The sequence below is a fragment of the Mycobacterium sp. SMC-13 genome (assembly GCF_045311035.1).
In the GTDB taxonomy this organism is placed as follows: Bacteria; Actinomycetota; Actinomycetes; order Mycobacteriales; family Mycobacteriaceae; genus Mycobacterium.
Map to the genome: position 1 here is coordinate 55,121 of NZ_JBJIAI010000003.1, position 19,698 is coordinate 74,818.

Here is a 19,698-nt window from a genome sequence, read left to right on the forward strand (position 1 = left end):
GCTCAGGTGTGCCGCGCGGCTTCCTTCGCCAACTGAACCCGCGACTCGAGCCCCAACTTCGCGTACACGTGCGTGAGGTGAGTCTGCACCGTCCGGGGCGACATAAACAGCCGAGCCGCAATATCTTTGTTGGACAAGCCGTCACTGACGTGACGCACGACATCACGCTCGGTCGGAGTGAGTGATTCCCACCCACTCGCTGGCCGCCTGCGGGTGCCGCGACCACGCTGGGCGAACGCAATGGCCTCATCGGCTGATAACGTCGCCCCCTCGTGCCACGCCGACTGAAAGTCGGCGTCGCCGAGCATGTCCCGCGCCGCCGCCTGCGCATCGGAAACCTCGTGGTCGTAGATCTGATAGCGCACAATGCCATTGCGCTGACGCAGCGCGTCTGCCGCACCGAGCAGGCGGGCCGCAAATTGATGTTCGCCGGCGCAGACCGCCAGCTGAGCCAGCCGCTCGACGATGTCCGGCAGCCGGATGAATCCCCGTGTCTGCGCGGCGATCGCCAGGGCTTCGTGGGCGTCGCGCTCGGCCTGTGCCAACTCCCCCTGGGCGATGGCGACGCGCGAACGCGCATGCAGGGCAACCATTTTGTGCCAGCCCGACACCACAGCGACAGTATCGTCAGCCCAGCGTCGGGCGGCGGCGAGTTCACCACATGCCAGCAACGCATCAGCCATCGGATTGAGGCTGCGAATGAAGAGCTCGCGCTGTGGCACGGTGCGCTGCCAACACGTCTCACACGCTGCTCTCGCGGCGGGACCGTCGCCACCTGCCAGTGCAGTGAAGGCGATGACCGTGTAGATGGCATCCTCGGCCCAACCACCCATGGCCGCCGAGGTTTTGAGCGCGACGTCGTTGCACTCCCGCGCCTCGGCGAGGCTGCCTCGAAAAGCGTGAACGTGAGCCAAGCCGATATTGGCGAGACAAACCCTGAAGCGCTCGTCCGGGGCTGATCCCGTCGTCAGCGGGCGATACATTCGCTCAGCCTCGTCGAGCTCACCTAGCGTGAACAAGGTGATGCCGAGCCAGCACCGGATGTTCCATGACATGAACCGGTCTCCCAGCTCACCGGCGAGGCCGAGGCCTTCTTCCGCCGCAGCGCGGCTCCCTGGATCGCCGCCGAATGGGCCTGCAAGCGCCTGAGTGAGCCGGACCTCGCAGAGGATCCGTCGATCGCCGCATTCTTGGGCCAGACGGGCTGCCTCCTCCAGGTACGTTCGGCAGGTCTCCGTCGCCACCACGGTGAGATTGCCGCACGCATTCAGCACGGCGGCAGTAAGTGACGGATCTCCGAGCTGCCGCGCGACCGACAAAGCCGCATCGATCCGCTCCAGACCGACCGGGGCCACTCCCCACAACGCCAGCACCGCGTGGTCAGCCACCGCACGTGCCCAGGTGTGAGGAGCCACGTCGCCTGGCTCGTCGGTCAGCGCTGCGTCGAACCACGCCAGTCCTTCCTGGAATCGCGCCTGTGCCACCCAAAACGGTTGTAGCGCAGACGCCAGCCGTAAGGCGGTCTCGATATCGGCGCATTCGAGGCTCCATGCCAGGGCCGCCCTGAGGTTGTCGAATTCGCCATTGGCCCAGTCGGACACCAGATGTGGTGCAGTTCTTGTCGCCTTTCCGGCGTAGTAGTCACGGTGTCGCTCTCGAACCGTCACGGACTCACCGGACTCCCCGAGTTTTTCCAACGCGTACTGCCTCATGGTCTCCAGCATTCGGTACCGCATGACCCCGGCACCGTCGTCGGCGACAACCAGCGACTTGTCCACCAACAGGCCGAGCTGGTCCAGCACCTGGTACTGCTCAACCGAGCTGGTCGCGCATACCGCCTGCGCGGCCTCCAGGTCGAACCCGCCCATGAATACTCCGAGCCGGCGGAACAACATCCGTTCGGGCTCGGTGAGCAGTCCGAACGACCACTCCACCGATGCGCGCAGGGTCTGCTGCCGGCGCACCGCGGTGCGAGCACCGCCGGTCAGCACTCGGAAGCGGTCTTGCAGACCCTCGACGATCTGGCCCAGAGACAGTGCCCGCACCCGAGCCGCGGCAAGCTCGATCGCCAGCGGCATACCGTCGAGCCGGCGGCAGATGTCGTGCACCCGTTCGGCATCGTCGCCGGTCAACCGTAATCCTGGACGGGCTTGCTGGGCACGGTCGAGAAAGAGCTCGACGGCCTCATCCGCCAATCCAAGGGACGGCACCCGCCAAATCACTTCGCCGGCGAGACCGATGGGCTCGCGGCTGGTCGCCAGAATCGTCAGCTGCGGACAGCGCGCAAGCAGTGTCATGGCCAACTCGCCACAGCTGTCCAGCAGGTGCTCGCAATTGTCGAGCAGCAGCAACACACCTCGGTCCGCCACGAATCGGACCATGATGTCGACGATCGAGCGCCCGGGCTGGTCAGGTAGCCCCATGGAGTGCGCGGCGGCGACCGCGACCACCGCCGGGTCGGTGATGGGAGCGAGGTCGACGTACCAGACCCCGTCCGGGAACTTCTCGGTAAGCTGAGACGAAATCTCTACTGCCATACGAGTTTTCCCCGCACCACCTGCCCCGGTGAGCGTCACCAGCCGATGTTCCGTGAGGCTCTCCTGCAGTTGGGCCAGCTGCGCACTGCGACCGATGAACGACGTCAACTGCGCCGGAAGGTTGTGCGCCCGAGCGGGTTTGGCCGTGCGAAGGGGCGGGAAATCGTTGATGAGGTCCGGATGACAGAGCTGCATCACATGTTCGGGACGAGGCAGGTCTCGTACCGAGTGTCGGCCCAGATCGGTCAGCCACACCGCACCCGGCAGGTGGTCGGTGACCAGATCCGCTGTGGTACTGGACAAGATGGACTGTCCACCGTGGGCCAGGTCCCGCAGCCGCGCGGTGCGGTTGATGGTCGGCCCGATGTAATTGGACTCGTCGCGCAACTGCACCTCGCCGGTATGGATACCGATGCGCAGCCGGATCGGGTCGAGCGCCGCCCGTTGCAGATCCAGCGCGCACGCAACGGCGTCACTGGCCCGACCGAAAGCGATGACGAAGCTATCGCCCTCCCCCTGCTCAAGCGGCCGGACACCGTGGTGGGGTTCTACCAGCCGCGCGAGCGTGCGGTCCAAGTTTGCGAAGGCGGCCGTCATGTCGTCTGGCCGCGTCTCCCACAGCCTGGTCGAACCCTCGACGTCGGCAAGCAGCAGCGTGACCGTGCCGGTCGGTATCAGCTCGCCCATAGCCAGGTCTCCGCAGTTCAACAGCGCCGCGTCTGTGTCGATCATGCTAATCAGCCTGCGACCTCGGAGGGGCCGGAACATCGACAGAACGGCGTAGAACGCAGCGCCTGGGGGTCGTATACGACCCCCACGCCGGAGAAGATGCGCGGATACCCCGATGGTTGGCGCCGGTCCGCGGCTGATGCTCGATGTCATGACCATCGATACCTGCCTGCCCACGCTGAACTACCTGCAGTGCCACAACCCGGACGACGCACATCGCGCCATCGCCGCCGCACGTCGACACGGACCGGTGGCGATCGGCCCGTTGGGGCCCGAGATACTCAGCTACGACCTGGCTCGCGCCGTACTACGCGACCCACGCTTCACCGTGGCACACCGTGCCGCCGCAGAATCCCAGGGCATCACCGAAGGTCCACTGTGGCAACGGATCTCCTCGTTGATCCTCTCCATCGACGGCGAACGTCATTACCGGCAACGCCGGCTGGTCGCCAAGGCGTTCACACCCCGCGCCATCGCGCGGTTGCAAGGCCTCGTCCGCGACATCATCACCGACGTCGTCGACCCGCACGTGACTGCCGGCCACTGCGACGTCGTGTCAGACATCGCGCGGCCATTCCCGGTACCGATCATCTGTGCGCTGTTGGGGGCGCCCCGACAGGACTGGGGGCTGTTCTCCGACTGGATTGCCGACATCGGCAAGATTTTCGAATTCAATCTGGCGACCGACGGGCCGTGCGTCCTGCAGGCGTGGCAACAGCTCGACGCCTATCTGGAGCTCATGGTCGCCCGTCGCCGTCATGAGCTGACCGATGATGTGATCTCCGACCTCATCCGCGCCGAAGACGACGGAGCAGCACTGGATCACGACGAGTTGCTGGCGCTCGCTGTCGCCCTGCTTGGGGCGGGTACGGACACCACACGCAACCAACTCGGCGCGGCGATCGACGCTTTCTGCGACCATCCCGACCAGTGGGCGCTCCTTCGCACACACCCCGAGTTCGCCGCACAGGCGGTCGACGAGGTAATGCGTTACCGCCCAATCGGATTCAGTCTGTCCCGACTTGCGGCCGAGGACGTCGAACTCGCCGGAGTACCCATTTCGGCGGGCACCCTGGTATTCGTCAACACCGCAGCCGCCAACCGTGATCCAGCGGCGTTCCCCGAACCGGAACGTTTCGACATCACCCGCGAAAACTCGACGGCGACACTCGCTTTCGGCAACGGTGCACATTACTGCCTAGGCTCTCACCTTGCCCGGTTGGAGTTGACGGAGGCATTGACGGTCATGGCCCAGCGGATGCCGAACCTCCGTCGCACCGGTCCGTCCCCGTGGCCGTCGATGCTGGGCGTGACCGGACCCAGCACCCTACCGGTGGCCTTCGGCAGTTTCTAGCTCGCCGCCTGAATGACCTGATCCACTTCAGCTGCCCGGACAGCCATTTCGGCGTGTGCCTTGTCGAGCGCCTCGGCCTGATCCTCGTCGGCCTTCATCATCGACTCGATGTCGAAGCCGGCCATGTCCAGCACGCCCATGTCGGCGAAGGCCTGTTGCACCTTGGGGCCCCACAGCCCAATGTCCTTGACAATGGGCACGATTCGGCTGAACAGATGCGCGCGGAACTGCTTCATCATGGGCGCCGAGGTATCGACCCACTCGGCACATGCCTTGACGTCGAGCCCGAGGGTCTCGAAGACCTCTTCGCCGCGGAACCGGTCCCGCATCAGATAGCAGGCGTCGACGACGAACTCTTCGCGTTCGCTCCGCTCCGCTTCGGTGATCCCGGAGTAGTAGTCCTTCAACGAGATTCGGCCGAACGCCACATGCCGGGCCTCGTCCTGCATCACATAGGCCAGCACCTGCTTGGCCAACGACCCGGGCGCCGCCAAGTCGCGCTGCACCCCGAACGCGGCGAGCGCGAGTCCTTCGATGAGCACCTGCATACCGAGGTAGGGCATGTCCCAGCGCGAATCCCGCAGGGTGTCCTCCAGCAGGAGGTTCAGGTTCTTGTTCATCGGGTAGACGAGGCCGACCTTCTCCTGCAGGAACCGCGAGAACGTCTCGACGTGCCTGGCCTCGTCCATGGTCTGCGTCGCCGCGTAGAACTTCGCATCGAGATCGGGGACGACCTCGACGATCTTCGCCGCGCACACCATCGCCCCCTGCTCGCCGTGCAGGAACTGCGAGAACTGCCAGGCTTGAGAATGGCGCTTCATCTCGGCGCGGCGCTTCTCGTCGGCCGCTTCCCACATCGGGCTGCCGAACAGCGGGTGGAACTCGTCGGGCAGGCCGATCGGGTTCATCGGATCGACATCAAGCGACCAGTCGATACGCGACTGGGCGTCCCACTGTTTGTCCTTGCCCTTCTGGTACAGGTTCAGCAGGCGCCCGCGGCCGTCGTCATATTCCCAGGTGAAGCGTGCGTCGCCGCCGCTCGGCACGTCCCAGGAGTACGGCGTGGGCACTTCCGTGTACTTGTCCTTCGTGGTCACGAGCGGCCGCCTCTCTGCCCCGATGTGTCCGGATAGAAATATGACTCACATCACAGTGCGCCGCGGGCGGCCGAACCGTCAACCACTCAGCCCAAGTCGTAATTCTCACGCGAGACGCGGATGAAGTGCCCGGTGGCTGTGTCGGTGCAGGTGACGCCTGCCAGCTCGCTGGTGCAGGTGATCGAACCTTGAGTGAAGGTCTGGCCGTAGTCGAGCGTCTTGAGGTTCGAGGCGGTGAAGTTACTCGCGCCTTCGTAGCATCCGAGCTTTCCGGGATTGCCCTTGCTGACGTAGAACTGCAGACCGCCAAAGTTGAAATTACAGGCCCGGCCGTAGGGACCCATCGTGGATGCCGGCTGCACCCAGGCATGTTCCCGCACTTCGCAATTCACGCCAGTGCCGTCGGAGTAGATGTCACACACGATGTTCCCCGACGGGGTCACGAATTCATGGTTGGCCGGCACCGGGCCGCCACCGCCACAGGCGTTCGCCACGGCGGCGAGTGGCAATGCTGCGGTGGCCGCGACCGAGAGCGCCGCGATCAGAATGGTCTTCATGGCCACAGCGTGGTGCGCGGGCCTTGGCGGATTCTTGGCGCACGCCGCCACATCAGTGGGGCGGGCGCTTCTCGATGAACGCCAGCACGCCCTCAAGCGCGCTCGGGTCCATCATGTTGCAGGCCATCGTCGCGCCGGCGTCCGCGTAGGCGGCTTCGATCCCGACTTCGAGCTGGCGGTAGAACAACGACTTGCCCATCGCTACGGCGACGGCAGGCTTGGCGACGATGCTCGCGACAACGGCCTCCACTTCGTCGTCGAGCGCTTCCGGCGCCGCCACCCGGTTGACCAGTCCGAGGGCTTTGGCTTCGTCGGCCGAGATGAACTCCCCGGTCACCAGCATCTCGAAGGCGGCCTTGCGCGGGACGTTCCGCGACAACGCGACTCCCGGTGTTGCACAGAACAATCCGACGTTGATGCCACTGACGGCGAAGCGGGCGTCATGGCTCGCCACCGCCAGATCGCACATCGCCACGAGCTGACAGCCGGCCGCGGTCGCCAGTCCCTGCACCCGGGCGATCACCGGGACCGGCAACCGCTGGATCGCCATCATCACCGCGGTGCACTGGGCGAACAGTTCCTGGTAATACTCGAGTGACGGCTCGGCGCGCATTTCCTTGAGGTCGTGGCCGGCGCAGAAAGCCCGGCCGGATGCCCCGAGGACGACGGCCCGCACCGTCGCATCGTCCGTGATCGCGGCGAACGCCTCCCCCAGTTCCGTGAGCATCGCCTCGGACAGGGCGTTGAAGGCCTGCGGCCGGTTCAGCGTCAGCGTCACGACGCCGCGGTCATCGCGGTCGCGCCGCAGCAGCGGTTCACTCATCACCGAGCGCCCTCCAAGAAGTACGTCGTCATGCGTCCCTTGCCCTTGACCTCGACCACCTGCGGGTCGCTGAATGCGTAGCGGTGCGCCAGCAGCGCGTGCGTGGACGCGGACACCTGAATGCGGTGCGGGCGGCCACTGGATTCCATGCGGCTCGCGGTGTTCACGGTGTCGCCCCACAGGTCGTAGATGAACTTGCGCTGCCCGATCACGCCCGCGACCACCGGACCCGACGAGATGCCGATCCGCATCGAGATCGGACTCGGCCAACTCGATGACAGGCCGGTGACTGTGCGCTGCATGTCGAGGGCCAGCTCGGCCATCGAGGCAGCGTGGTCCGCGTCGGGATTGGGCAGGCCCGCCACCGCCATATAGGCGTCACCGACCGTCTTGATCTTCTCGATGCCACGCCGGTCGCAGAGCTCGTCGAAGGCACGGAACATCGTGTCCAGCAGCTGCACCAGCTCCTCCGGTGTCAGCGTCTCGGACAGAGGGGTGAAGCCCACGATGTCGGAGAACAGCACGCTGACGCTGGGCGCCGAGTCGGCGATGGTCAGCGCGCCGTCGCGCAGCCGGTCCGCGATCGGTGCCGGCAGCACGTTGTAGAGAATCTCCTCGGTCCGGGCCCGCTCCCGTTCGACTTCACGCTGCCGCAGGAAGTCGATGCGCCGCAGCCGCTCCAGCGCATAGGCGATCAGCACGCTTATCGCGGCCAGTCCCGCGATCTGCGGTGCCATCGTGCCGAGCTCGTCCAGGTTGCCCCGGGCGCTCGGCAGCTCCAGGCACACCACGACGAAAACCACCGTGTTGGCCAGGGCGGCGTGCATCCGCAGCCGCAACAGACCGACGGCGCCCAGCAGCGTGACGGTGGCCGAGGTCATCAGGTACTGGGTCGGGAAATCGCCGACGCCGGCAAGCACCGGGACGAGCAGCACCTGGACGATGGTCAGCTCCACGACCGCGGCGACCTGCAGACGGTCCTGGAGCGTTCGAATCCGGCGGATCGCCACGATGCCGAGCACGAAGATGCCGATGGTGACTGTACGGACGATCAGCGCACCGGGGACGAAACCGTGCAGGACAAGGAAATCCACGCCCGCGTACACGATGGTGAACAGGACGCCGACCACCTGCGCGAAGGTCGCCGCCCGGAGGCCGTTCGCATCGTCATGTGCCCGGAACTCGCGTTCGGAGTCGGCGTCGTCGAACTCCAGCATCCACTTGCGCATATGAAGCTGGGCATGCCGCTCCTGCACCCAGCACCGCACCGCTTGCGCATCCACAGGGCGAAACTAGCGGAGACGCGGGTCGACCGGGACCGCTATTCGACGATGTCGTCGCGGTAGCGCTCGAAAAGCGCCAGGAACTCCGCTCTTTCGGCGTCGGGCACGCCGTTCTTGAGCAGTGCGGCGTCAGCGTGCTTCATGTTGGCGTCCCATTCCGCGGCCGAGATCGCCAGTCCCGCATGGGAGGTCAACATGTCACGCCCGATGTAGTAACACGGCCCGCCGGTCAGCTCACCCATCTGATCGACGAGCAGCTGCCGGGCTCGCATGTGCGAATCGGTGCTGCGGCCCGACCCGAAACGTGCGAAAGCCGGGTCCGCTCGCAACAAGGCGAACATGTCGTCGATGATGGCCGCGATCACGTCGTAGCCGCCCAGCCGGCGATACAGCGATGGCGTCGTCTCGGTCATGATGCCCTCCTCTGACGCAAGCATCGCGCCGGCGGTGAGGACGGTGCAGGCAAATCGCAGATATTCCCTGTACGGCTACCGCGTCCGTCACAAAAGACTTAATTCTGCCAACCGTGCATCAAATCCTGCCGATCGGAATGGTACTGCCGCACAACCGGTTTCAACCATCAGAGCACCACAACAACCGAAAAAGGGGTTCAAAATGAAGAAGTTCGGCTTTGCCACTCTGATCGCATCCAGCATGACCGCCGCCGTCCTGGGTCTGGCCGTCCCCGCGCAGGCCACCACCGGAACCCCGATCGGTCCCCACTACAGCGTCGACAACCACGACAACACCAACACCAGCAACGGTTTCGTCGACCAGGCCTTCTGACCTGAAAACGCGAAAACGCCCCCGGCCCAACACAGGACCGGGGGCGTTTCGTTGCAACTACCTAGTGGGCGTGGCCGTGGTGGCCGTGCCCGTGGTCGGCTTCCTCGGCCGGCTTGTCCACGACGGCCGTCTCGGTCGTCAGGATCATCCGGGCCACCGACGCGGCGTTGAGCACCGCGGACCGGGTCACCTTGGCCGGGTCGACGACACCGTCGGCCAGCAGGTCACCGTAGGTCAGGGTGGCGGCGTTGAAGCCGTGGCCGGCGGGCAGCTCGGCCACCTTGTTCACCACGACGGGGCCGTCGAGGCCGGCGTTGGTGGCGATCCAGTACAGCGGGGCCGACAGCGCCGAGGAGAAGACCTCGAGGCCGATCAGCTCGTCGCCGGTCAGCGAGCCACGCAGGCCCTCCAGCGCGGCACGAGCCTGGACCAGCGCGGCGCCACCACCGGTGACGATGCCCTCTTCCACCGCGGCCTTGGCGGCGGCGACGGCGTCCTCGACGGCTTCCTTGCGCTTCTTCAGGTCGGTCTCGGTGGCAGCGCCGACCTTGATGACGGCCACGCCGCCGGCCAGCTTGGCGAGGCGCTCTTCGAGCTTCTCGCGGTCCCAATCCGAGTCCGAGGCCTCGATCTCGCTGCGCAGCTGCGCCTTGCGACCTTCGATCGCCTCCGCGGTGCCGCCACCGTCGACGATCACGGTGCTGTCCTTGGTGACGACGACGCGACGGGCGGTGCCCAGCACGTCGAGGCCCGCCTCACGGAGCGTCAGGCCCACATCGGGGTTGACGACCTGGCCACCGGTGACGACGGCGAGGTCTTCGAGGAACGCCTTGCGACGGTCACCGAAGAACGGCGCCTTGACCGCGACGGCCTTGAGGGTCTTGCGGATGGCGTTGACGACCAGGGTCGACAGGGCCTCGCCCTCGATGTCCTCGGCGACGATCAGCAGCGGCTTGCCGGCCTGGGCAACCTTCTCCAGCAGCGGCAGCAGGTCGGGCAGCGAGCTGATCTTGTCGCGGTGCAGCAGCACCAGCGCGTCCTCGAGGACGGCTTCCTGCGAGTCGAAGTCGGTGACGAAGTACGCCGACAGGAAGCCCTTGTCGAAACCGACGCCCTCGGTGACCTCGAGTTCGGTGTTGAGGGTGGAGGACTCCTCGACTGTGACGACGCCGTCGGCACCGACACGAGTCATGGCCTCGCCGACCAGCTCACCGATCAGTTCGTCGCGCGACGAAACGGTCGCGACCTGGGCGATGGCGGTCTTGTCGGACACCGGCTTGGCCGCGGCCAGCAGGGCCTCGGACACCGCGTCGGCGGCCTTCGAGATACCCGCGCCGAGCGCGATCGGGTTGGCACCGGCCGCGACGTTGCGCAGGCCGGCCTTCACGATGGCCTGGGCCAGCACGGTGGCGGTGGTGGTGCCGTCGCCGGCAACGTCGTTGGTCTTGGTCGCGACGGACTTGACCAGCTGGGCGCCCAGGTTCTCGAACGGGTCTTCCAGGTCGATGTCGCGGGCGATGGTGACGCCGTCGTTGGTGACCTGCGGGCCACCGAAGGCCTTGGCCAGCACGACGTTGCGGCCACGCGGGCCGATGGTGACGCGGACCGCGTCAGCGAGCTTGTCGACACCGGCTTCCATGGCCCGGCGCGCAGCTTCGTTGAATTCAATCTGCTTGCTCATAAGAGCCTTTCGCTGAGACGCATACCGCCCCGGACATCACCCGCACAGACATGCGGGGACGACCGGGGCGGGACACGAATGCTTACTTGGAGACGACAGCCAGCACGTCGCGGGCCGACAGGATCAGGTACTCCTCGCCGTTGTACTTGATCTCGGTGCCGCCGTACTTGCTGTAAATGACGGTGTCGCCCTCGGCAACGTCCAGGGGGATCCGCTTCTCGCCGTCCTCATCCCAGCGGCCGGGGCCAACTGCGACGACGGTGCCTTCCTGCGGCTTTTCCTTGGCGGTGTCAGGGATGACCAGACCGGAAGCGGTCGTGGTCTCGGCCTCGTTGGCCTGAACGAGGATCTTGTCCTCGAGTGGCTTGATGTTGACTGCCACGATGGAAGCCCTCCACTTGGTTGGTATGTCGATCCAGGGCCAATCCCCGGATGCCAGGTTGTTCGGCAAGCGTCCTGACCGCACACCGTCGTCGCGGGTGCCGGAGCGCGGTTGGCCGCGTGCCACCTAGCACTCTATACACGCGAGTGCTAGCGCTCAAGGGTGGGGCAGTGCCGGATTTGGCGAACTCGCTGTGGGCTTAAACAGCAGGCTACTCAGCCGCCGGCGACGTATTGACCAGGAGCAGGTTGGACGTCGCCCGATGGGTGATGGTGTTGGCCGTCGACCCGAGTACCCGGGCGAAACCCGCCATGCCGCGGTTTCCGATCACGATGACGTCATATTCGGCGGCCGCGAGCACGTCGGCGGGGTCGCCGGCCAGCGCGAGCCGCTCCAGTGAGCCGGTGCTTCCCAGCCGGCTTTCGACGTCGTTCAGCGTCTCCTCGGCCGTGGCGGTATCGCCGGCAACAGTGACCAGGATCGGCCGGGCGCCGAGTGCGGCCGCCAGGTCGTACCCGGCACGCACCGCACGCACCGAGGTGTCGGAGCCGTCGGTGGCCAGGGCGATCGTCTGCACCGCCGCGAGCGGCCTACGCACGAACAGCACGTCGACGGGGCTGTGGTGCGACAGTTCGTTCGAGGTACTCCCCCACAGCCGGCTGGACGTGTGGCCGAGCCCCGCCGCACCGACCACGATCAGCGGCCGCTCGGCCTGCGCCGCGGCGTCGACGAGGGCGTCGAACGCACTGCCCTTCACCGGAACCTTGTCGATCGTCGTGACGCCCAGCGCGGTCAGATCGACGTCGGCGCCCTCGGCCGTCAGATCCGCCCACGGCTGCTCCCGGCCGCCGGGAACCGAAACGCTGGGCTTCCACGCGGTGACGACGGTGACCGGCGCACCGAGGCCGGCCGCCACCACGCCGGCGACGGTGACCGCGTCGGTCGCCTCGTCGGACCCGTCGGTGCCGACGACGATTCTGGAATAGGACGCCATGGCGGCCCTTTCGATCGGGGTGTCAGGCACCGAAGACGAGGATGTGGACGGCGCCGACGAGGATGCCCAGGAGCCCACCGTGGGCGTACAGCAGCCAGGCGTCCTGCTCGATGGCCGAGTACAGCATCTCGCCGAATTTGTCGGGTGGCAGCGCCCGGAACTTCTCGGTCGCGAACGTCTCGATCTTCTTGGCCTGCGTCTTGTTGAACCCGGGGTCGTAGAGGACGCTCGGCGCGAAGTCAACCAGCTTGTCGCCCGCTCCGCGTTGCAGCCCTTCGACATCCACGACGCCGAACGAGTTGCGGGCGACGACCAGATACGGGCCCAAGATGCGCTCGGCTTCTTCACCGACCGCGGACTGGATCAGCGCCCGGGTCTTGTCCGCGCTGGCGCCGTTGAGCAGTTCGTGCGCGAAGTTCTTGACGGTCAGGACCTGTAGCGACAGCATCGTCGCGAGTTCGTGGGCGGCCTGGTGCTGCCGTTTCGCGAAAAGCCCTTGCTTCCAGAGGTATTTGTAACGGGGCTGCGGCTCACCGGGCTCGACCACCACCTTGATCGCGATGATGTTGACGACGATGCCGATCACCGCGGCGCCGCCCAGCACCCACAACCAGGTCGGCAGGAAGTGCAGGATCGAGTCGAGGAACCCCGGCAGGTGGATCGCGAACCCGCCATGGGCCGCAGCGTGTTCGCGCGCCTCATCGCTGGAGTAGTAGATCAGCGACAGCCACAGCGCGAGCAGTACACCGAACGGGAAGCCCAGCGCGCCGATGCGCACCATGAAGCGCAGTTCGGGCACCGCCATGCCTTTGATGATGTCCCGCAACACTTCCGGGTTGCGGCGCAGGAAGTTGACGGTCATCAGCTTGACGTTGAGCAGCTGGTCGATGTTCTCGCCGATCTTGGCGAAGGCCCGCTTGGAGATGGTCGGCAACTCGGCGTCGACGGTCTGCAGCACCTCGTCCTTCAACGGCTGGGGCAGCGACCGCCACATCTGCGGATGCCGGGCCTCGATGATCTCGGTGGTCAGCCGGCCGATATCCGGCCTGGCCGCCACCGCAATGGCTTTCGCGAGTTTGTCTGGATTGAGTTGTTCGTAGAAGTCCGAGATCTTGCCGATCCGGGCGATGGACGTGTCGACGATGAGGCTGGCCATCTTCTCGGCGCGACACGGAATGAATCCCTGGAAACCCAGAATTCCGTTGGGCGCGAAGGTGGGCAGAATCTGGACCTTGCGGGGCAGAAAGGGAAATATCCGTTTCAGGCCCGGCACATAGAAGCCGGTGAACCGGACGGGCGCGAACAACATGATGACGCCGGTCCAGTTGGTGATCAAGCCGGCGATCGCGCTGAAGATCGGCACGCTGATGATGTCGACGACGAATTTCGATTGTCCGGTGAGCTCCTCCCAATCAAGAAAGGGCCCGGCGGCGAGCGTTGTCATGAAATATCCCTGGGCTTGTCGGGGGGTCGGATCAGTGCTTGGGTTTGTGCGCGGCGGGATCGGGTGGGCCTTTCCCGATGATCTTGTCGCCGCGCTCATCAGTGGCCCATCCCCCGGCGTTGTAGCCGTCGGTGTCGATGCAGACCTCGCAGAACTGTTGGCCGAATTCCGACAGATAGATGCTGCGGTACACGCTGATGGTCTTGGGTATCACCTCGGTCACCTCGAGTGCGCGTGGTTGCACCTCGAGCAGCGCGTAGCGCCGGTAGTCCGCCACCGGCTCGGACGAAAAGCGCACCAGGCCAAGACGATTGAGGTTCGCGAGATAACGTTGGTCGGCCTCCGGCCACCGGCACCCGGCCATGTCCGCGATCATGTTCACGCCGCTGACGAGCCGCTCCGAGCCGACCTGGAACATCGTCTTCGTCCGGATGTCGATGGACGGCTGGGTGCCCGCGACTGCCAGGAAGCGCAGCATCCGAACCTCGTCCGGTGCCAGCTCACTGAGGATCTGGCCGAATGCCGGATGACGGTGCGCCTGTTTACGTGTCGGCTTCTGCGACTTGGCAATCAGCTCGTCGCCCCAATGGCGTAGCTCGGCGTCGCCGTCGTGCTTCGCGGCCTTCTTGTCCCCGTCGCGATGCTCGGACTTCTTCTTGGCGGTGTCGCCGGAGCTCATCACGCGGCGCACCGGTGTGACGGCAACGCCGAGGACAGCGGCAGGATTCAGCGCCGACTCCGCGGCGCGCTTCAAGCCGCCGAAGAGTCCCGGGTTTTCGACCGGCAATTCGTCCGGCGCCACGACGGGCAGCACAGCGGTTGCGGCAGCGGCATTTTCGTCATCATCGTCAATATCGCTGTCATCGGCCGATTCCGGCGACGACGGGATCGCTGCCGGCGCCGGTTGCGTCTCGCGCCCGGGCAGCCGACTCAGAATATTGACGACCTTCAGCAGGTCCCCGGCGGCGGCCCGGGTCGATTGCACGGCGGCCGCGATGTCGCGCGCGGTGTCGATACCCAGCTTGGTGAGCGGATCGACCAAGGCGCCCAAGGGATTACTGCTCTGATTTTGATCTTGACCGCGATCGTCGGAAGGCGACGCGCCACGCGCTTTGTCGGATTTTGGATCGTCGCCCATGATTCGCCTCCGTCGGACCGTGCGAGTAATTATCCAAAGGACCGGCTCGCTGATCTGCGTTTCGCAGTGATCCAAAAACTACTGACGGCAGCGCAAGCGAACTACGTCGCAAACAGCCAAAGTTCGTACCACACCCAGGGCACGCGTTGTCGACGGTCCACAAATGGCCCGCCGCGACGAATTGTCAGTTCAGAACGGCCTGACCGAACCAGTGGCACAGCAGCAATGCGACTTCGACCTCGATGCGGTCGTCGACGATCGGCGTGCCCCGGCGACTGATCGCGCGGTTCACCCGGTACTTGATCGAATTCGAATGCAGATGCATTTCGTCGGCGGCCGCTTTGAAACTCGAGCCGGTCCGCAGGAACACCCGCAACGTCTCGCGGAGCCGTTCGTCGTTCTCGGTGTCGCTCGCCAGCGGGCCCAGGATTTCGGCCACCCACGCACCGACCGCTCCGACGTTGTCGCCCAGCAGCGTCGCGACAGGCAGCCCTGGGTCGCTCGCCGCGGTGATACGCCGTTCGACCGAACCGGACACAACCGCCACCGCGCGGGCGGCCACCGCCTGTTCATGCGAACGCCGGAACCCTTCGATACCGGGCAACGGATTACCGAGCGCGATCCACGGCGAATCTTGTTGTGTCGCGGCGAATTCCCGGATCCGGTCCGACGCACCCTCGGCGCTGTGCGCGGACAGCGGCAGCCAGACCCACGCGGTGAGGTGGTCGACCGACAAGAACAGCGGCGGCTCGTGGGTGCCCAGCGACGAGGCGAGATGGTTGGCGAAACGCTCCATGCGGACGAGCTCGTCGCCGCCGTTGTCATCGGGGTACCACAGCGCCAGCGCCAGGTGCACGCGCTGCAGCGGGTAGCGGATTTCCTCCGTGAGCTCGTCGACGTCACCGCCGGCCGTGGTCAGAATGGCGCGAACCCGCTGCGCCCGCATACTGTTTCGGTTCTCCACCCAGCGGTCGTACTCCTGCTGGTAGGTGGTGAGGACCTGCTGCGAAATCCAGTCGATGTAGCCGAACGCGACGGTCTGGAAGTACTTGAAAACTTCGAGGCCCCACCGTGGATCCATGTCCGAGTCCGCGATCTCGTCGAGCACGAAGTTCATCACTTCCTGGTGGCCCAGCCGGTAGGCGCGGACCACCGCATTTGCGGGAACGCCGCGCTGCGCCATCCGCCTGGCGTGTTCGAGCGACTCCGTCGGCGGGACGACGTCCTCGATCGGGATCCGGTGGCGGATCGAGGCGAAGACGGTCTCGACGTTGGCCGCGACCGTGTGCGCCTGCAGTTCCATCAGTTGCGCATCCTCGCTGAGCTCGGCGATCTCGGTGAGGAGGATCTTCTGGATCGACTGCGTGATGTCACCCAACTTGCCGTCGAGCCCGCCGATCACCTCGGCTGCGCGCGCGACGACGGCACTCTCGTCGACGCGTCGTTCCGGCATGAAACGACCGTAGATCACGCGGCGCCGAAGTTGCTGCAAATCGGGCTTTGTCGCCACACGACAACGACGCTCCGTTAACGCTCCGAGAGTTGGTCGTCCCGAGACGTCGATCGCGGCGGCCGCGGTGAATAGCTTTCGTACACATCAGACCAACGAGGAGGGCAATGTGACCACTGCCGCCGCAACCGAAGTGGACCTCGCCGCCGTCGACCTTGCCGACCCCGCGGTGTGGGACGACGGTCCGCCGTACGAACTGTTCGCCCGACTGCAACGCGAGGACCCGGTGCATTACAGCCCGCAGCGCAACGTCCCCGGCGAAGGTGGCTTCTGGTCCATCACCCGCTTCGACGACGTGCGCACCGTCAGCCGCGACCACCGCACGTTCTCGTCCGAGAAGCGCGGCATCTTCAACGTCGACGACATCGGTGTGCCGCTGGATGTCCAGCGGCTGCAGCTGATTTCGATGGACCCGCCCCGGCACGACCGACTCAAGGCCCTCGTCATCAAGGCGTTCACGCCTGAACGCGTCGCGGCCCACGAAGAGGCCATCAAGCAGATCATCAACGACGTCCTCGACAGCGTGGCCGACCGCGAGAGCTTCGACCTGGTCCGCGACGTCGCGCGGCCGGTGCCGGCCCGCGTGATCGGCTCGATGCTCGGCACGCCCGCGGAGGACGACGAGCGCCTCGTCTACTGGACCAACGTGTTCAGCGCGTTCGAGGATCCGGAGATCCGTACGCAGTGGGACGACGCCGGCGCCATCGTCGGCGAGATCATCACGTACCTGGGCGAGCAGATGGCTCAGCGCCGGGACAACCCGCGCGACGACCTGATCACCGCGGTGATGAACGCCGAAATCGACGGCGAGAAGCTCACCGAACTCGAGATGGCCACGTTCTTCACCCTGCTCATGACGGCCGGCAACGACTCGACGCGCGCCACCTACAGCGCGACGATGCTGGCCCTGATGCAGAACCCGGATCAGCTGATCCTGCTGCAGGAGAACCCGGAGCTGCTCGAACCCACCGTCGAGGAGGGCCTCCGTTACGCGCCCGCCTTCGCCTTCATGGGCCGGGCCGCGACCACCGACTTCGAGCTGCACGGCAAGCAGATCAAAGAAGGCGACCGGTTACTGCTGTGGTACCTGGCGTCCAACCGGGACGAGACCGTCTTCGAGAACCCGCACGAGTTCGACATCACCCGCGAGGGGCTGGCGGACACGCACCAGGCCTTCGGCGGCCGCGGCAAGCACTTCTGCCTCGGCGCCAACCTGGCGCGCCTCGAACTGAAGCTGTGGATTCAGGAGACCGTCCGCCGGTTCCCCGACCTCACGCTGGACGGCGACCCGACCCGCGTGCGGGCGCTGTTCCTCAACCAGTACAAGTCGATCCCCGTCCGTCGCACGGCGATGAGCCGCTCGGGCGAAGAACAGAGGGCACTGTGAGTAACGCTGCATACCGGGAAGTCGAGGTCGACCTCGAGGTCCGCCGGCGCGAACAGTCAGCGGACGGTGTCGTCACGCTGACCCTCGCCGACCCCTCCGGCGCGGACCTGCCCGAGTGGACCCCCGGCGCTCACATCGACCTGGTCATGTCGCCGTCGCTGACACGGCAGTACTCCCTGTGCGGCAGCACCGCCAGCCGCACCGAGTGGCAGGTGGGCATCCTGCTCGACCCGAACAGCCGTGGAGGTTCGCAGTACGTCCACGACAAGCTCCACGAGGGCACCACCGTCCGGGTGCGCGGGCCGCGCAACCACTTCGCGCTCGTGAACTCGCCGCGCTACCAGTTCGTCGCCGGCGGTATCGGCATCACGCCGATGCTCCCGATGATCGAGGCCGCCGAGGCCACCGGCGCCGACTGGCAGCTGATCTACGGCGGCAGCGCCCGCTCGTCGATGGCGTACCTGGACGCGCTGGAACGCTTCGGCGACCGCGTGACCATCTGCGCGCGCGACGAGCACGGCGACGCTTTCCGGACCAAGCTGGCGGCGGTGCTGGCGGCGCCGCAAGACAACACGTTGGTCTACTGCTGTGGACCCGAGGGCCTGCTCGACGCGGTCGAGAAGGGCTGCCAGGCCTGGCCCGACGGCAGCCTGCACCTCGAGCGCTTCTCGGCGAAGACCATCGAGGAACCGGCCGACGCCCTCGACACGTTCGAGATCGAATGCCAGCGTTCCGGCATCACCCTCACCGTGCCGTCGGACAAGACGATCTACGACGTCGCCGAAGAAGCGGGCCTGGACGTACTGGGGTCGTGCATGGAAGGCGTGTGCGGCACCTGTGAATGCGAAATTATCGCCGGCATCGGCGATCACCGCGACTCCGTGCTCAACGACTCGGAGAAGGCGGAGAACAAAACCATCATGATCTGCGTCTCGCGCTCCCGGTCCGAAAGGCTGGTGCTCGACCTATGAGAACCAACTACCCGTTGAACTGCTGGTACGTGGCCGCGCTCAGCGATGAGGTCGGCGCGGGACTGCTGGCCCGGCGTCTGCTGGACAAGCACGTGGTCCTGTACCGCCGCGCGTCCGGTGAAGTGGTCGCCCTGGAAGACCGCTGCGCGCACCGCGCCTATCCCTTGTCGGAGGGCCGGCGGGACGGCGATCGTGTCGTCTGCGGCTATCACGGCTTCAGCTACGAGCCCGACGGCTGTCTGGCCGACGTGCCGTCGCAGGAGAACGTGCCACCCGGCGCCCGGGTGGCGGCGTACCCGGTCGTCGAGACCGCGCCGTTCGTCTGGATCTGGCTCGGCGAACCGCGTGCTGCCGCCCTGCGCCCACCGCCACGCGTGCCGTGGTACCTGGACGGTACCGGCTGGACCAGCACCACCGAGGTGCTACGTATCGAGGCGAATTACCTTCTGCTGCATGAGCATTATCTCGACCTGACCGATGTGTTCGTGACGCATCCCGAGGTCGTGCCACCGGATATTCAGCAACTCCCGCCGCTCAACGAGGTCGAGATCTCCGAACGCTCGGTGGCCTACACCCGGTCCACTCCCCCGAGTCGGCTGGCGCCGTGGGAGTCGGCGATCACCGGGTTGCCCGAAGAGTCGGTGGCCACCCGGCGCGAAGAGGGGACCTTCGTGTCCCCCGCGCTGCACACGCAGCACTACGCCATCGAAATCGACGACGGCGAATCCTATGGGCTGTTGCGGATTCACGGGTTCACGCCCGAATCGCCGGGCTCGACGCACGTCTTCCTGCAGATGGCACGCAACTACGCCGGCGCCGAGGACACCGTCACCGAGTACCTGCGGATCATGTTCCACGAGTGGGCCGTTCGCGATGCGGCCATCCTGGAGACGATTCAGCGGCGGCTTGACGAACCCGGTGACCGCCGGCGCGACATCAACGTCAAGGCCGATCGGGCCGCGATCCGGGCCCGGCGCATCGCCATGGACATGGTCGACGACGAAACCAGCCGTTTCAACTGAGGA

At 65.9% G+C, this 19,698-nt stretch carries 17 protein-coding genes; 5 read left to right on the top strand and 12 right to left on the bottom strand.

The window, feature by feature from the left end; translation table 11 throughout:
* Positions 1 to 2: 2 nt before the first annotated feature.
* Complete coding sequence (locus tag ACJH6I_RS06420; protein ID WP_406783898.1) at positions 3 to 3,224, bottom strand: LuxR C-terminal-related transcriptional regulator; 3,222 nt, start codon at positions 3,222 to 3,224, stop codon at positions 3 to 5.
* A gap of 193 nt (positions 3,225 to 3,417) precedes the next feature.
* Here ACJH6I_RS06420 and ACJH6I_RS06425 point away from each other — a divergent pair, with 193 nt between their 5' ends.
* Positions 3,418 to 4,620, top strand: a complete 1,203-nt coding sequence (locus ACJH6I_RS06425) for a cytochrome P450 (RefSeq protein WP_212814647.1) — start codon at positions 3,418 to 3,420, stop codon at positions 4,618 to 4,620.
* Here the strand turns inward: ACJH6I_RS06425 and ACJH6I_RS06430 are convergent.
* The 5 genes from ACJH6I_RS06430 to ACJH6I_RS06450 form a co-directional block, all read right to left on the bottom strand.
* Positions 4,617 to 5,717, bottom strand: a complete 1,101-nt coding sequence (locus tag ACJH6I_RS06430) for a ferritin-like domain-containing protein (protein WP_318986491.1) — start codon at positions 5,715 to 5,717, stop codon at positions 4,617 to 4,619. The two genes, ACJH6I_RS06425 and ACJH6I_RS06430, sit on opposite strands and share 4 nt — an antisense overlap.
* Positions 5,718 to 5,803: 86 nt before the next feature.
* Positions 5,804 to 6,274 carry a hypothetical protein gene (locus ACJH6I_RS06435; RefSeq protein WP_318986490.1) on the bottom strand — a complete coding sequence of 157 codons (471 nt, stop codon included), beginning with the start codon at positions 6,272 to 6,274 and terminating at the stop codon, positions 5,804 to 5,806.
* A gap of 52 nt (positions 6,275 to 6,326) precedes the next feature.
* On the bottom strand, positions 6,327 to 7,097 hold the full coding sequence (locus ACJH6I_RS06440) for an enoyl-CoA hydratase (RefSeq protein ID WP_406783860.1): 771 nt from the start codon (positions 7,095 to 7,097) through the stop codon (positions 6,327 to 6,329).
* Positions 7,097 to 8,380 (bottom strand): adenylate/guanylate cyclase domain-containing protein, encoded by a 1,284-nt coding sequence (locus ACJH6I_RS06445; protein WP_406783861.1) that lies wholly within the window; start codon positions 8,378 to 8,380, stop codon positions 7,097 to 7,099. Before ACJH6I_RS06445 ends, ACJH6I_RS06440 begins: the two co-directional genes overlap by 1 nt.
* 38 nt (positions 8,381 to 8,418) lie before the next feature.
* Positions 8,419 to 8,793 carry a group 1 truncated hemoglobin gene (locus ACJH6I_RS06450; protein WP_406775927.1) on the bottom strand — a complete coding sequence of 125 codons (375 nt, stop codon included), beginning with the start codon at positions 8,791 to 8,793 and terminating at the stop codon, positions 8,419 to 8,421.
* Positions 8,794 to 8,995: 202 nt separating this feature from the next.
* Between ACJH6I_RS06450 and ACJH6I_RS06455 the strand changes: the two genes are divergently transcribed.
* Entirely contained in the window at positions 8,996 to 9,166 is a 171-nt protein-coding gene (locus ACJH6I_RS06455; protein WP_212806835.1) for a hypothetical protein, read from the top strand.
* Between the two features lie 61 nt (positions 9,167 to 9,227).
* Here the strand turns inward: ACJH6I_RS06455 and groL are convergent, their stop codons facing one another.
* From groL to ACJH6I_RS06485, 6 genes are all read right to left on the bottom strand, one after another.
* Positions 9,228 to 10,847: a chaperonin GroEL gene (gene groL / locus ACJH6I_RS06460; RefSeq protein ID WP_406783862.1), complete on the bottom strand. Its 1,620-nt coding sequence runs from the start codon at positions 10,845 to 10,847 to the stop codon at positions 9,228 to 9,230.
* 82 nt (positions 10,848 to 10,929) lie between these two features.
* A complete protein-coding gene (gene groES, locus ACJH6I_RS06465; RefSeq protein ID WP_029367666.1) occupies positions 10,930 to 11,232 on the bottom strand; it encodes a co-chaperone GroES in 303 nt (100 codons plus the stop codon).
* Positions 11,233 to 11,440: 208 nt separating this feature from the next.
* Entirely contained in the window at positions 11,441 to 12,253 is an 813-nt protein-coding gene (locus tag ACJH6I_RS06470) for a universal stress protein (RefSeq protein WP_406783863.1), read from the bottom strand.
* Positions 12,246 to 13,667: a hypothetical protein gene (locus ACJH6I_RS06475; protein ID WP_406783864.1), complete on the bottom strand. Its 1,422-nt coding sequence runs from the start codon at positions 13,665 to 13,667 to the stop codon at positions 12,246 to 12,248. Before ACJH6I_RS06475 ends, ACJH6I_RS06470 begins: the two co-directional genes overlap by 8 nt.
* Before the next feature lie 31 nt (positions 13,668 to 13,698).
* Entirely contained in the window at positions 13,699 to 14,805 is a 1,107-nt protein-coding gene (locus ACJH6I_RS06480; protein ID WP_406783865.1) for an Abi-alpha family protein, read from the bottom strand.
* A gap of 184 nt (positions 14,806 to 14,989) precedes the next feature.
* On the bottom strand, positions 14,990 to 16,258 hold the full coding sequence (locus tag ACJH6I_RS06485) for a helix-turn-helix domain-containing protein (protein ID WP_346416371.1): 1,269 nt from the start codon (positions 16,256 to 16,258) through the stop codon (positions 14,990 to 14,992).
* 166 nt (positions 16,259 to 16,424) lie between these two features.
* Between ACJH6I_RS06485 and ACJH6I_RS06490 the strand changes: the two genes are divergently transcribed.
* From ACJH6I_RS06490 to ACJH6I_RS06500, 3 genes are read left to right on the top strand one after another with little or no spacing between them, the layout of a single operon-like run.
* Positions 16,425 to 17,702, top strand: coding sequence for a cytochrome P450 (locus tag ACJH6I_RS06490; protein ID WP_406783866.1), 1,278 nt, complete (start codon positions 16,425 to 16,427; stop codon positions 17,700 to 17,702).
* On the top strand, positions 17,699 to 18,673 hold the full coding sequence (locus ACJH6I_RS06495) for a PDR/VanB family oxidoreductase (protein WP_406783867.1): 975 nt from the start codon (positions 17,699 to 17,701) through the stop codon (positions 18,671 to 18,673). The genes ACJH6I_RS06490 and ACJH6I_RS06495 overlap by 4 nt, the downstream gene beginning before the upstream one ends.
* A complete protein-coding gene (locus ACJH6I_RS06500; RefSeq protein WP_406783868.1) occupies positions 18,670 to 19,695 on the top strand; it encodes a Rieske 2Fe-2S domain-containing protein in 1,026 nt (341 codons plus the stop codon). The genes ACJH6I_RS06495 and ACJH6I_RS06500 overlap by 4 nt, the downstream gene beginning before the upstream one ends.
* Positions 19,696 to 19,698 lie beyond the last annotated feature (3 nt).

Bases quoted from the DNA above. Each gene is read 5' to 3' on its own strand.
- ACJH6I_RS06420 (WP_406783898.1), bottom strand. From the start codon at position 3,224: ATGGGCGAGCTGATACCGACCGGCACGGTCACGCTGCTGCTTGCCGAC.
- ACJH6I_RS06425 (WP_212814647.1), top strand. From the start codon at position 3,418: ATGACCATCGATACCTGCCTGCCCACGCTGAACTACCTGCAGTGCCAC.
- ACJH6I_RS06435 (WP_318986490.1), bottom strand. From the start codon at position 6,274: ATGAAGACCATTCTGATCGCGGCGCTCTCGGTCGCGGCCACCGCAGCA.
- ACJH6I_RS06440 (WP_406783860.1), bottom strand. From the start codon at position 7,097: ATGAGTGAACCGCTGCTGCGGCGCGACCGCGATGACCGCGGCGTCGTG.
- ACJH6I_RS06450 (WP_406775927.1), bottom strand. From the start codon at position 8,793: ATGACCGAGACGACGCCATCGCTGTATCGCCGGCTGGGCGGCTACGAC.
- ACJH6I_RS06455 (WP_212806835.1), top strand. From the start codon at position 8,996: ATGAAGAAGTTCGGCTTTGCCACTCTGATCGCATCCAGCATGACCGCC.
- groL (WP_406783862.1), bottom strand. From the start codon at position 10,847: ATGAGCAAGCAGATTGAATTCAACGAAGCTGCGCGCCGGGCCATGGAA.
- ACJH6I_RS06475 (WP_406783864.1), bottom strand. From the start codon at position 13,667: ATGACAACGCTCGCCGCCGGGCCCTTTCTTGATTGGGAGGAGCTCACC.
- ACJH6I_RS06480 (WP_406783865.1), bottom strand. From the start codon at position 14,805: ATGGGCGACGATCCAAAATCCGACAAAGCGCGTGGCGCGTCGCCTTCC.
- ACJH6I_RS06485 (WP_346416371.1), bottom strand. From the start codon at position 16,258: ATGCCGGAACGACGCGTCGACGAGAGTGCCGTCGTCGCGCGCGCAGCC.
- ACJH6I_RS06500 (WP_406783868.1), top strand. From the start codon at position 18,670: ATGAGAACCAACTACCCGTTGAACTGCTGGTACGTGGCCGCGCTCAGC.